This window comes from Parabacteroides sp. CAG:2 (assembly GCF_000436315.1).
GTDB classification, from domain to species: Bacteria; Bacteroidota; Bacteroidia; order Bacteroidales; family Tannerellaceae; genus Parabacteroides; species Parabacteroides distasonis.
This window is the reverse complement of sequence record NZ_FR885321.1, coordinates 196,956-209,381: the sequence shown is the minus strand read 5'-3', so window position 1 is coordinate 209,381 and position 12,426 is coordinate 196,956. Positions and strand designations below refer to the sequence as shown.

At 40.5% G+C, this 12,426-nt stretch carries 13 protein-coding genes; 2 read left to right on the top strand and 11 right to left on the bottom strand.

Annotation, left to right across the window (positions count from 1 at the left end; all coding sequences use genetic code 11):
- Positions 1 to 144: 144 nt before the first annotated feature.
- Together rpmA and rplU are read right to left on the bottom strand one after the other, a co-directional pair.
- Positions 145 to 411: a 50S ribosomal protein L27 gene (gene rpmA, locus QVP94_RS15145; protein ID WP_005861909.1), complete on the bottom strand. Its 267-nt coding sequence runs from the start codon at positions 409 to 411 to the stop codon at positions 145 to 147.
- 22 nt (positions 412 to 433) lie between these two features.
- Complete coding sequence (gene rplU / locus QVP94_RS15140; protein WP_005861907.1) at positions 434 to 751, bottom strand: 50S ribosomal protein L21; 318 nt, start codon at positions 749 to 751, stop codon at positions 434 to 436.
- A gap of 221 nt (positions 752 to 972) precedes the next feature.
- On the opposite strand from rplU, the gene QVP94_RS15135 reads away from it, so the two are divergent.
- On the top strand, positions 973 to 1,308 hold the full coding sequence (locus QVP94_RS15135; RefSeq protein ID WP_005861905.1) for a helix-turn-helix domain-containing protein: 336 nt from the start codon (positions 973 to 975) through the stop codon (positions 1,306 to 1,308).
- Positions 1,308 to 2,438: a type II toxin-antitoxin system HipA family toxin gene (locus QVP94_RS15130; protein WP_005861903.1), complete on the top strand. Its 1,131-nt coding sequence runs from the start codon at positions 1,308 to 1,310 to the stop codon at positions 2,436 to 2,438. Before QVP94_RS15135 ends, QVP94_RS15130 begins: the two co-directional genes overlap by 1 nt.
- On the opposite strand, the gene QVP94_RS15125 is transcribed toward QVP94_RS15130, so the two are convergent.
- From QVP94_RS15125 to QVP94_RS15085, 9 genes are all read right to left on the bottom strand, one after another.
- The gene (locus tag QVP94_RS15125) at positions 2,392 to 3,282 is read right to left on the bottom strand and encodes a polysaccharide deacetylase family protein (protein WP_005861900.1); all 891 of its coding nucleotides are present in this window, start codon (positions 3,280 to 3,282) and stop codon (positions 2,392 to 2,394) included. The genes QVP94_RS15130 and QVP94_RS15125 overlap by 47 nt on opposite strands.
- An 11-nt stretch (positions 3,283 to 3,293) precedes the next feature.
- On the bottom strand, positions 3,294 to 4,454 hold the full coding sequence (locus QVP94_RS15120) for a carboxylate--amine ligase (protein WP_005861898.1): 1,161 nt from the start codon (positions 4,452 to 4,454) through the stop codon (positions 3,294 to 3,296).
- A 23-nt stretch (positions 4,455 to 4,477) separates the two neighbouring features.
- A complete protein-coding gene (locus QVP94_RS15115) occupies positions 4,478 to 5,266 on the bottom strand; it encodes a glycosyltransferase family 2 protein (protein WP_005861896.1) in 789 nt (262 codons plus the stop codon).
- Positions 5,267 to 5,290: 24 nt separating this feature from the next.
- A complete protein-coding gene (locus tag QVP94_RS15110; RefSeq protein ID WP_005861895.1) occupies positions 5,291 to 6,271 on the bottom strand; it encodes an acyltransferase family protein in 981 nt (326 codons plus the stop codon).
- 13 nt (positions 6,272 to 6,284) lie between these two features.
- Positions 6,285 to 7,385 carry a UDP-galactopyranose mutase gene (gene glf / locus QVP94_RS15105; RefSeq protein WP_005861893.1) on the bottom strand — a complete coding sequence of 367 codons (1,101 nt, stop codon included), beginning with the start codon at positions 7,383 to 7,385 and terminating at the stop codon, positions 6,285 to 6,287.
- A 91-nt stretch (positions 7,386 to 7,476) separates the two neighbouring features.
- A complete protein-coding gene (locus tag QVP94_RS15100) occupies positions 7,477 to 9,360 on the bottom strand; it encodes an HAD family hydrolase (protein ID WP_005861891.1) in 1,884 nt (627 codons plus the stop codon).
- Positions 9,357 to 10,355, bottom strand: a complete 999-nt coding sequence (locus QVP94_RS15095; protein ID WP_226768327.1) for a glycosyltransferase — start codon at positions 10,353 to 10,355, stop codon at positions 9,357 to 9,359. The genes QVP94_RS15100 and QVP94_RS15095 overlap by 4 nt, the downstream gene beginning before the upstream one ends.
- A 143-nt stretch (positions 10,356 to 10,498) precedes the next feature.
- Entirely contained in the window at positions 10,499 to 11,440 is a 942-nt protein-coding gene (locus QVP94_RS15090; protein ID WP_226768326.1) for an EpsG family protein, read from the bottom strand.
- Between the two features lie 161 nt (positions 11,441 to 11,601).
- On the bottom strand, positions 11,602 to 12,426 hold an 825-nt coding region (locus QVP94_RS15085), incomplete at its 5' end, for a polysaccharide pyruvyl transferase family protein (RefSeq protein ID WP_288213293.1).

The window sequence follows — 12,426 nt, the reverse complement described above, 5'->3', positions numbered from 1 at the left end:
TTGTATTTATGTTTGAGACCGCAAAGTTACAAGTTTATTTATATATGTTCCAAAATTTACTTCATAACGTTTATTATCATCGGCAATAAAAAAAGGATACCCCTTTTCAGGATATCCTTTTCCTTATTCTTTGGTCGCAGAAACTTAAGCCTCAGCAACAACTTCTTTTACAGAAACAAATGATCTGTTTTCTTTTCCTCTACGGAAAGTAACAACGCCATCTACCAACGCATACAACGTATGATCCTTACCGATACCTACGTTCTCGCCCGGATGATGAACCGTACCTCTTTGACGAACGATGATGTTACCAGCTTTAGCAACCTCACCACCAAAAAGCTTAACACCTAATCTTTTACTTTGTGATTCACGGCCGTTCTTAGAACTACCCACACCTTTTTTATGTGCCATTTCTTTTCTTCTCCTTTAAACGTTAAGCAATAACTTCTTTAATACTCACCTCAGTGAACTGCTGACGGTGACCGTTCAATTTACGGTAACCTTTTCTTCTCTTCTTGTGGAATACCAGCACCTTGTCACCTTTTACCAGCGGAGATAATACCTCGCATACTACCTTTGCGCCCTCTACAGTAGGAACACCCACTGTTACCTCACCGTTGTTATCTACTAACAACACCTTGTCAAACTCCACAACAGCACCGCTTTCCGCGTTCTGAATGTGATGAACGAACAATTTCTTGCCTTGCTCAGCCTTGAACTGTTGTCCGTTAATTTCTACGATTACGTACATCTGTCTTAAAATCTTTTAAACAGGTTAGGTCCCGGGGGTGGGCTCCGTCTCCGGCTCCACTTATTTACCCTCTGCGGAAAATCGAGTGCAAAGATAGAGTTTTTTATTTAATTCCACAAACATCTTCTTGAACTTTTAAAAAGCCACGCATAAGACGATGAGAATACAGAGCTTTTTACTACCTTTGCAACTAATAATATATTACTATTATCCAAATAAAGATGCAGGAAACAAATAATATGTTATCAGTTCTTGACAACTATACGCTAGACAACCCGGATGAGATCGCTAAAGAAATAGCCAACGACTTCCGCAAGCGACGTATAGAGAAGAATCTGACACGCGAACAAGTGTCGGAGAAGGCAGGTGTAGCAGTCAGTAATATCGTGCGATTCGAACAGAAAGGTCTTATCTCACTCAAGAACCTTATCGGCATAGCAATGGCATTAGGTTACACTTCGGAGATAAAGAAGCTTTTTTCCGAACCAAAATACTCCACCATGGAGGAGCTACTACAAATCCGCAAGAATACCAACAAGAAAAAAGTACATAAGTAATGAGAATCAAAAAAATAGAAAGACTTATCGTAAAGTATCACGAACAGATAGTCGGGACGCTTTCGCTCACTCCCGACAACAAACAGTGTGCCTTTGAATACGATAAAGCATGGCTTTCCAACGGTTTCAGTATATCCCCATTGGAACTTCCGCTGAAACCGGGATTGTTCATCGCAAAGCCCTCACCTTTTTATGGGAATTTCGGTGTTTTCGAAGACAGTCTGCCCGATGGCTATGGTCGCAACCTCTTGCATAAGGCCTTGCTCAAAGAAGGCATCAACGATACCCAATTGTCAGCGCTCGACCGTCTAAGTCTAGTGGGAAATGGGGGTATGGGAGCACTCACATACGAACCGGAAACCAGCATAGGTACTTCGCATGAGCCCCTTGATTTCGATCTGCTGCAAGAAAAGGCCTTAGAAGTGTTGCATGAGAAGAACGACGATGACGTAGAACTTCTTCTTTTTAACAGCCGAAATAGCGGCGGATGCAGACCCAAGGCATTGTTCTCCAACAATGAAGGGCATTGGATGGTGAAGTTCCGCCATACATACGACCCTCAAGACATGGGATTGATAGAATTTCATTACAATGAGTTAGCACGACAATGTGGCATCCGCGTTCCAGACTTCAAACTGATCAACGGTAAGTATTTCACGACACGCCGCTTCGACATCTCGCAAGATGGAGAACGTTTGCATACAGTCACAGCCGGAGGGCTGCTTAACATTCCACTATCCAACCCAATTCTCGATTATAGCAACTTACTGGCCCTAACTGGCTATCTAACGCAGAATCCTTTAGAAGTGGAAGAAATGTTTCGTCGTATGGTTTTCAACTATTTCACAGACAACAAAGATGATCATTGCAAGAATTTCAGTTTCACAATACAGAAAAGTGATACCAGCACATGGCAATGGCATCTTGCTCCCGCCTACGATCTCACCCTATGCACAGAGGGTTATAATGGTGAACATGCGACTTCGGTCAATGGAACCGGACATCCCACCATTCAAGACATGATAACCATCGGTACTAAAAACAAGATGAATAAACCGCGCTGCATACGAATCATTGAAGAGGTTAGGACTGGCTGCGGAGATTTGTTGCGGAACAAAGACTGGGAGTAATTTCGACAATAGGAGCTGCCTTCCAATCTATCAGACCATCCGCCGTACGTAAGTCCATAAAATCAAAATCCATAAGCCATCGTTTCAATTTCTCTTCCGCTCCACGCAAGCCATAATACGATTTGAAACGACGGATATAATTTAAGTCCTCAATCATCGGTTGCTCCGCATCCAGATCACGAGGATGGATGTAAGCCAACAAATATTCCGGACATTCACGTGTCCATTTCCTCAATAATCTATAGGGAACCAAGCGGAAATAGCCTCCTCCAGAGAAAACGATATGCTTTCCCAATATCTTACGATACACGATCGGGAATTCTTTCATCCTTATTCCGTTATATTCCACCCAGCTAGGCACCGCAGAAACATATGATGGCATTCCTCCATGCGCATGATGCGCAGGAAAAACCGAGCTATCCATACGAATTCCCAATTCATGCAATATCTCGAAAGCCCACCCCTCGCTCTCACGGATCGAGAAGCCCGGCGCACGAAAAGCCTCTACCTTCTGTCCCGTTATATCCTCCAGCAATTTTATGGAAGAAGAGACATCCTCTTTGAATGCCTCCCTCGATTGTTGCCACACTAACTGATGATTCATCGTATGGCTTCCCACCTGATACTTGGATGCGATCTGCCTCACGATATCCGGATATGTCTTGGCGATCCAGCCGATCACGAAAAAAGTAGCCTTCGTATCAGTCTCCTCCAAGATACGAAAAATGCGCTCCATATTCTCATAGATACGCACTTCAAACCCTTTCCACTGCTCTTCAGAGCGTGTAGAATCGTTATCGAGGAGATGAAACCATTCCTCGATGTCGAAAGTTAGTATGTTCATATTTTGTTAAATCAAGATCTTAATTTAGATTTTCGAAAAGAAGGATTCAGATATTTCACCAAACCAGATAATATACCCATCAACATTGGTAAAGGGTCTTTTAAAGATCCATCCTGATAAAATATATTCTTACCTAAAAAGCAGAACCAAGAGGGATGGGAACTAAATCTTTGGGGAGAAAAGATAAACCACATAACATCCAGTCCCCAAAAACGTAATACTTTTCCGATATGATAAGTATAAGTTAAGATCGGTTCATCCTTCATATCATGAACGATCATTTCCGGATAATTAACTCCTGCTATATATGCAGCATGTATACTTGCCGGTACACGAGGATTTATTTCTATAACTTTATATTCCCCCGATTTGCTCTCCATAATATCAAAGTCGGCAAAACCAACCCAATCCAAAGCATCTAAAATATCTTTACAGATGCAGACCAAAGTCTCATTTTGAATCGTCTCACAATAACAACTAGTCCCTCCTTTTAAAGGGAAATAACGCATGATTCGAATAATTACGGCTTCATGGCACCCCCCGCTCTTATCACGATAAAGCATCACATTATAATAGATCCCTGTATGATCAACATATTCCTGTAAAGTGCAACGACCAAAATCTCGTTCTATGGCAGGCCATTTGTCTAATAGCTCTTTCTCTTCATGCACAAGCATAATCCCTCTAGCCCCAGATGAAATATTCGGTTTGATTAAAGCAGGAAAGCCAACATAAGATACTACTTCATGCAGATTTTTTGACGAAAGAAATGCAGTCCGAGGGTGTGGAAATGATCGTTGCTTGCAAACATCCATCAATCTTTCTTTGTCATGTGCCTTTATAAAAGTATCATAATGTGGAATGGCACACTTCACGGAAAAAGAATTTTCTATCCTCTCCTTATTTTGGCTCAACAACTCTGCGCTATCATTATACATTGGAATAATAACATCTTGTGGATTTTTCCCCAAGAAATCAACTAAAAAATTCAAGTATTCAGAGGGAGCATCACGCAAGATAGGACAAAGGATCTTATGATCTACAAACCTAGAGACATAACCATAAGATAACCTAGATTCAATGAAACCAAATATAACATGACCATTCTCTTTCAAAGAACGAGCTACGGAAATGGATTGAACCGTATGAGCATCCAGTAACAAAATATTCATATCTAGCGGTATAACATAAACTATTAAAGCTTATAGTACAATTTTTCTCTTACGACCCCTACTATTCCCCAATAAACTAAACAATACAAACTTTTTATTAATGATAATTTTTCTACTCTTCGAAGTACCAGCCACTGAGGCTTTATCATTCTTATTTTATTAGAAGTAACTGCCGTGACCCTATCTCTATAGGAGATTGTTACAGTCAAATTTCCATAAGCATATGGTACCTCTTTCAGGATTTTTAGCCAATAAACATAATCATCCCTGAGACTCCCTAATTGCTCATCAAAATAATATTTCTTCGATTTGGACACATCATAAACCGTAGCAGAAGGACAAATCGGACATAATTTTAACAAATCATCATATTTAACCTTTTTCGGACGGGGAAATGGAACTCCCAAGTATCGCTTAGAATGTTCTTCTATATGTTGTACTGAAGCATAAACTATAATAGCTTTCTCCGTTTGCAAAAAATTCACTTGTGATTCCAAATACTCTTCCGGCCACATATCATCCGAATCCAAGAACGCTATATACTGTCCTTTCGCCTCTTTCAACGCAATATTCCTCGCCCCAGAAGAACCTTTGTTCACCTTGCTCTCTATCAATTTGATCCGCGGATCCGCATACCGCTTCACGACGTTGATCCCCGCCCCATCATCCGGCGAGCAATCATCTACGATAATCATCTCCCAATTCGTATACGTTTGCTTCAAGACAGATTCTATCGTATCGCCAACAAACTCAGCCCCTTTATACATAGGGGTAATGATCGAGACCAATCCCTTTTCCATATTTTCAGACATTGTATTATATTTTTCTCTTTATAATCATAATCCCACCAAAAGACCGACAAATCTTGTCAGCCTATTCGCATCCTTTACCCTACGATATATCACGCCAAAGAGGATGGGTAACGAGAATCCCAACACAAACGAGACACACGAAAACAGATATTGGTTCACCTCCGGAAAAGCATGGGCAATAGGTCCGCGCACAAGCATCTGCGGGAAATAAGAAAGCAGGAACACAGTATAGGTGTAGTCGGATAGATGTATCAAGCCTACCCCGCTACGCTTCTCCACTATAAGCGATAAAATCAGGCTGAATACGATACCTACTAATGCGGCAACCAATTTCCATGGCAATAAGCTAGCGGATAAAGCAAACGATCCCAAAAACATTCCATACTTATATCGTAGCAGAATAGCATCTATCCTCCCCTTATAAATACAATAAAGAATTCCCAAACCGAAATAAGCGGAGTAATGAACAGCAACCGATATTTGCATAAACTGCATATTAGGCATCACATAACTTAACACAAACAGCAAAATTACCCCCCCCATTTGTAAATATACGTTAACATATATCCATTTCCTTAAAAGCGAAAAGAATACGAATATCATGAACAACGTCGGTAAAAACCACATAAATCCAATCGGATACCAAAGCATACTCTCCACCCACGAGGAGAAACTAAACGTCAACGGATTCTGCATCAACTCCGCAGGAACAAAACGTGACTTAATAACAAAAATCACACTATTAATAAATAAGAAAGGCAATAAGAGCCGCTTGACCTTTTTCCTCATGAATGGAAAGAATCTCATTCCTTGCATTTTATTTGCTGGATATGTATACGCAAACAAGAATCCAGACAAGAAAAAGAAAAGAGGCATATGAAATGAATACACCCATTTATAAATCCAGAGATCTCTGTAATCCAAGGTAATATCCGCATGGCCTATCACAACCAACAGTGTTGCAAAAACAAATAAAAATGAAACTTGCGTGAGTTTCTTTCCCATAATCATTCCAAGTTTAATTAAATTTTTCCGCCAACTCCAACGCATTTGCGATCACCTGATGCATATCATAATATTTATATTCCGCCAGCCGACCGCCAAAGACCACCTTCTCTTGTGCGTCTGCCAAGGCCTTGTACCGAACATACAACTCACTGTTCCGTTTATCGTTCACCGGATAATAAGGCTCATCCCCCGGTCTCCACTCCTTGGAATTCTCCCTTGAGATCACCGTGTCCGGTTGTTGTCCAAACTCAAAATGTTTATGTTCGATAATACGGGTATAAGGAGTATCGGCATCCGTATAGTTCACCACGGCATTCCCTTGGAAATTAGGAACACCTTCCAATAACTCTGTTTCGAAACTCACGGTTCGATACTCCAAATACCCAAAGCGATAATCAAAGAAGCGATCAATCTCCCCCGTGTAGATTACCCGATCCGCTATCGAATCAAAATATTCTCGATTCCCGAAATAATCCGTATTCAAACGAACCTCCACGCCATCTAGCATTTTCTCGATCATCCTCGTGTATCCGCCCTCCGGGATACCTTGATACTTATCATTGAAATAATTATTATCGAAAGTGAAACGCACAGGAAGTCGTTTAATGATAAACGCAGGAAGTTCCGTAGCCTTACGTCCCCATTGTTTTTCTGTATAATCCTTGATCAGCGTATAATAAATATCCTTCCCGATCAAAGATATAGCCTGTTCTTCCAAATTCTTAGGGCTAAGGATTCCGGACTCTCTCCGTTGCTTCTCTATCATCTCCTTAGCCTCCTCCGGGGTCGTCACCCCCCACATCTGATAGAAAGTATTCATATTGAAAGGCAAATTATACAGTTTTCCCTTATAATTTGCCACAGGAGAGTTGGTGTACCGATTGAACTCAACCAACGAGTTCACGAACTCCCATACCCTCCTGTCACTGGTATGAAAAATATGCGCCCCATACTTATGTACGTTGATGCCATTCACGGACTCCGTATAGACATTACCCCCTATATGCGAGCGCTTGTCTATAACCAAACATTTATATCCTTTTTGATGAAGGAGGTAGGCCATTGTGGTTCCAAAGAGACCGGAACCGACGATAAGGTAATCATAAATCATCTCTATATGGTTTAAAATTATTATTTGAGGAATCTGTCAACAGGCACAAAGAATAAGATCCTTTTTGTAAGCCTATCGGTTTCCTTATCTACTATTGATCATGCATAAACCACTTATATATTCTCAAATACGGCAACGGTATCTTTAGAAAACGTTTTAAATAACCTATTTTCCAAGGTGATGAGGAAATACCCTTTTTCAATTTCAAAAAACTGAAGTAAACGCCACGATTAGGTTTAGCCAACGGGGAAATCGTATTATTGGCATAAAAAGACCAATTTCCGAACCGATTTAAGTCCGACTGACGGGTTTCCGTTCCCAAACGGCAGATCGCATCGAAAGCCATCGTCTTGTCCCAGCGGATGACATCCGACAAGGAATTCTCACAGAACCGCTTGACAAAGCATAAAGCCCCCTCCCGTATCTTTAGGAGATCCTTGAAATCATTTCTCAACTTACTGTTCCCATCATATTCAAAATCATACAATTCAATAGTTTGATCCGATTTATACCGTTTCACCGAGCCGTGATCCGCACTGAACAACATCTCCAGTAACCCCTCGAAGGATCGCACCATCACCTTTTCCTCGGAATCTTCCGAGCCATACAGATAGCCGAAAGCGTTTTCCTTATCCAACATGATACCTAGATAGAATCCCATAATTTCCATATTCTTTCCTAGTTCCGGCAACATTTCCTCCAAAGCCTTCTGTAAACGTCCCCGCCAACCTATATCGATAATCCCTACTTTTCCGGATAGGTTTAAACGATCGATGTAGTACTGTAAAGAGAGAAATTCTTCTTCCGAATTCTCAATAATATCGGGAAGTAATTCCTTTAGGAAACTCGATAAATCCTTATTCTCTAAAAAATCTTTTTTCAAAAAAGAATCATCCAGATCAAGTCCATAACGACCAAGTGCCAAGACATATTCCTTATAATCTAACCCCAACAAATCCAACATCGTTCTGACCGATGTATAACGATATATAGAGAGCCTGTCCAACATGGCTTTTATATCCTTGCAATGGCGTAATATCGGGACTAATAAACTTCTCCTTGAAGCATATACATATTCAGTATCCTCCTTAGGATATAATATCTTATAAGCGGCACGCATGATTTGTCCGTCACGAGAAAGGAACAGAAACTTATCGATTCCCAAACGTAATTTATATTCATGCAGCCAAACACAAAACCCATACAAAAGAGGTCCCAAGGTCTCATATCCGATACGAAACAAACGATCACCCGATTCCGATACCGTATTATTGATAAAGCTATACAAAGAATCCGAATCGAGTTCTCCCGTTTTAGATTTCCGACAATAAAGCGTATGGTTGACCTCTCTTGGTATATGAACGGATCGGATACCGGACAATTTCGGACGTATATAATCCGCCATCAAAGCATCCCCTATATGTACTATTTTTCCGGGGCTGTATGAGTTCTCCCGCAATATCATCCTATACATATTGCCGGTATATTTTTGGACTCCGGTCTCCGAGGAGACGTATATTTTCTTATACTGGTTATAACCGCATTTCAATAAAAGACGCTCAATAAAAGCCCGATCCAAATACATATCGGAGACGATAATCACCTCTTTCCCCCGGTCAATGGCATACTTATAAACCTCCTTGATTTCTAGATTCACGGTAGTCAACGCATACTCCATCTCCAGTTCCAGCTGCGATAAGGACGATTTAATCTCCTCCTCATAAGGCAATTGATCGTAAATTTCCCCAAACGAGATCTCCTCGCGATCGGACAATTCGCGGGCCGTTCGCTCCGCACATACACGCTTATCCCTGAATCCTTCCATAGAGACACCGAAACGTTTTAACGCCTCTCTTTCCACCAACGAGAACACATCTTTGGGTGTCCTTACGTTCCTTTTTATCAGCGTGTCGAACACATCGAAAGAAACAACCTCGCATCTATCGATATATTGCTTGTAAGACTTGATACTCATTCCTGTGTTGTTTTGTGGTTTTGAATTAACAAATTATCATAGACCTTTTTTAATTGCTCGCCATAGACCTCCTCCGTAAACGAGTGAATGGCTTTCTCCCTCGCTTTATCTCGAATAATGGTCGTATCCATATCCAAGACTTTCTCCATCAATGCCTCCAATTCGCTATTCGAATCAAACAAGAATCCGGTTTCCTCATGTTCTATCAATTCCGATGTCCCACCCGAATTCCTTCCGATAACCACGCAATCATTCATCATAGCCTCCACCGTCACTCGCCCGTATGCCTCATGCCAGGAACACATTAATAATGCAACCGCTTTCCTCATCAACTCCTTGGCATCCGTACGGTATCCCAACAAGACGACTTTTCCCTCTATCCCCTCTTTTTCTATAAGCGATTTCATCTTCTTGACGAAATGAGCAGATCCGGTTCCCGCTATATACAGCCGAATATTGCGATTGCGTGACACTTTTGAAAATGACGATATAGCATCCAAAACACCTTTATTTTCACTTAAGCCACCACAATACAAGAAATAATTCTCCTTCTCATAATGCACATCTTGAATATTACGGATAGAATCGACCGCATCGTAAAGAACCACTGCGTTCTTATTCCGAATATGAAAATGCCTCTTTACCGCTTCAGACACACAAATGACAGAATCCGAATTATTGAAATCCTCACATAACTTTTCAAAAGGTTTAAATGACCGCATATAGAAATGTAAATCTGACATTTCTCTCAAATGCCAAACATGCTTAATCCGCTTTTGTTTTGCGATTTCAAAGCCAATACTAATCCAACTATTATTCGAATGAATAACATCTATACCATTCTCTTCTATAATTTTTAATATCAAAGGATAAGAATACTTGTTAAGAATCCAATAATAACAAAACCTAACAGGATATAATATAAAACTTAAAAAATTCTTATTATAAGTCGCCATATTAAATTTAAATGGAACAACCTTATACGATACGCCCATTTCTTTCAACAGCGACAAGAAAGGGCCTTCTGATGGAGACAAAACCAAACAATCCTTAAAGCCATACGACTTAATCATATTAGAAAGCGAAAGATTTGCTCCATACAATCCCGCATCATTCAATAAAAAAGCAACTCTCATAATTATTCACAAAATATTGTTTGATAAGGAGAAACACCAACATTTCCTTCTTTTAGGCCCCTATTATTAGCATAAATAAACATCTCAAATAAAACAACATAAAACAACACCATGAGATATTTCAAAGCTATAATCTTTTTCTCACGCCATACACTCAAGCATAAGGGGAGAGCAAACACCAATGTTATTGCAGCTGCATCTGCCAATCTTAAAAAAATACTAACCTTTGTCATTAAGACCAATGATATAAAATAAAACAATGAAAAATAAATCACAGCATTATCTTTAGTCTTCGAGAACAAGACAGACAAAAAAACTATCGCCGCAAACAATATTTTCGAAAACGCACCATATCCCGTATTATAGGAAGGCTCAACCCCATAAACACTAAACATATATCCTCCATAATATGAATTCAAGAACAAGTCATTGTTCAACAAAACAAAAAACATATCTGTATAACATATACATAATAAAAACGATGAAATGAGCAGGAGAATAATTCTATTGCAATGCATCCTATTTACAAAAAAGAATGGCAGGAAAACAAATGAGGAAGCATGAAACAAGACAGACAATGGATATATTATGAAAGCCCCCCATCTTTTACCTCTAAAAAACAAATCGAATGCTAAGATTACGAGAGACAAAGAAATCATATTCCTTATCGCAGAATAAGACAATAAATAGCACAACAACACATACATCAAAATTTTCCACGTATAGTTCTTTCTTTGCAAGAACAGCAAAGGAAAATAGGTTATAAATGCAGAACAAACGAAAAGGCTATGCGCAGGCAACTGAAGATTCCTTAAAAAAAGGATCAAAGCATAAAAAACTATTTCTGTTTGTTTGTATTCGGAAGAAAAATTAAAAGAATCCACATAACTTGCATAATCAGTACCAATATCATATCGTAGAACAGAGGGCACGAAAAGTACCATAAAGAGGCTGTAACGAGCAAGGATACGTGAGCGTCTCGTTTTAGAATGTTCTGCATAATATGCGAATAATACGGACAGCAACAATATGGCATTATATAAGATAAATGTTTCTATCATAGTACTATAGAGACAAATAACCAATTTTCATATTCACGAAATCATTACTTCAACGCTTCCCGCAGAAACGTCACGGATCGCTCACGTAAAGGTGCCAGCGACTCCTCTATCTTGTCCCAATCTATCGGGAGATGATAAATCCGTTCAAAATCTCCGGGGGCTTTCCAGACGTTATCCGACAAGCTTAGTTTGGAAAGCATGTTTAATACACGGCTGTTCCCTTTGGCATGCGTGCCGGACAAAGGGAAATAAACGAAAGGCTTATGGAACAGGATACAGAAAGCCACCCCATGAAAAGAGGTGGTCACCACAAGGCCGGAATGCCGGATAAGGGAAAGCCATTCCGGAATAGTGGCGTAACGATATTCCACCCCTTGAAATAGTTCACGACCGGGTAAATATCCGCTGGCGGGTGTCACCACCAACGATAGTCCCTCTCTCTCTGTGAAACCTCGAAGCTCCGGCCAACATATCTCCTCATTACTTGAAATATTGATACTATATATAAAAATGTAAGGAGAAGGGCTTGGGGGTATATCTCGTGAAAGAGACAGATACTCCTCCTTCGCAAGCAACAAGGTCGGATCGAGCACATGTACCGCCTCTTTCCCGACCGCTTGGCAGATAGCGACCCCGCTTTCCTCGCGTACGGACAGGATATCGAACCGAGACAATCTAGCGGTGAGTTCCGCTTGAAGCCTTAAAGGACATTGATCCGATCCGAAACTAGCCGCGTATGCGATACGCCTTATCCGATCCGATCCGAAATCCAGCCAATAGGCCCGATCGTCTTTCCGTCTCAAAAGCACGGGATGCCATACCTGGTCGCTACCCGTTATATAGAGATCTGCCGTTGGAGGATCCTTCCG